Below are 941 nucleotides of genomic sequence, written 5' to 3' on the forward strand. Positions count from 1 at the left end.
TAGCAAACCGACTTCCAAAGTAAAAATCATTGGCAGCCGTTCGCATAATAATAAAGCGACTAAAAACTTCATTACAGAAATTGAAAAACACAATAGGGTTCAAACTATCGTTAAAGGCAGCTCCCTAAAGTTTTGTGCAATAGCTGAAGGCAGCGCACACATTTACCCCAGATTTGCACCCACAATGGAGTGGGACACTGCCGCCGGCCACGCCATCTGTAAAGCAGTAGGCCTAGAGCCAATAGACCAATCCACCAACACCCCTTTAAAATACAACAAACCAAACCTCCAAAACCCCCACTTTATCCTCGCCACCCCCCCGTAACATCCCCCCCTGCCCCCCCTTCAAAGTGGGGGTGAGTAGCGTCATCCAGAAATATCGTCTTCGATTTAACCTTCCGATTTCTAATTTCAGCTTTCCAATTTTTAGTTTCGTATTCAAATTTGTCCTACGTCCTACGTCTTACCGTCCTACGTCATTTTCGCCTTCATCTTCGATTTCGATTTCGATTTCATTTTCGATTTCGATTTCGTCCTACGTCCAGATTCTAGCATCTAGCATCTAGCCTCTAGCATCTAAAATCTCAAATCTCAAATCTAAAATCTCACATCTTCCTATAAAATCCCCCCCAACCCCCCTTCAAAAGCCTGTCCCGAATTTACTTCGGGAGGGGAGTTGCAGTACGTTTTCGATTCATCTTTCCGTTTTCCCAACCCCGGTACCCTCGATACAATCCCGATTTTACATCGGGATCACTCGGTCACCTTAGAGCAGAACTTTAATCGTCCTACGTCATCTTCCTCTCCGTCATTACCAACGCAAGCTCCTTCCCCTTCGAAATATTTTAATTTGAAAGAATCAAGTTCCTTGAAGGGGAAGGTGGCAGCTGGGCAACAATGTTCCATCATACTTCCAAATCTCAATCCCAGCTGACGGAAGG

Annotated in this window: 2 protein-coding genes; one reads left to right on the forward strand and one right to left on the reverse strand. The window is 45.0% G+C overall.

Going from position 1 to position 941, the window contains the following annotated elements; translation table 11 throughout:
* The coding region (locus K8089_RS16150; RefSeq protein WP_277612616.1) for a 3'(2'),5'-bisphosphate nucleotidase CysQ family protein at positions 1–325 on the forward strand (325 nt) is incomplete at its 5' end.
* Between the two features lie 428 nt (positions 326–753).
* Here K8089_RS16150 and K8089_RS16155 read toward each other — a convergent pair.
* A partial coding sequence (locus K8089_RS16155; RefSeq protein ID WP_237604319.1) for a hypothetical protein occupies positions 754–941 on the reverse strand: 188 nt, incomplete at its 5' end.

This window comes from Aequorivita vitellina, assembly GCF_022008365.1.
GTDB lineage: Bacteria > Bacteroidota > Bacteroidia > Flavobacteriales > Flavobacteriaceae > Aequorivita > Aequorivita vitellina.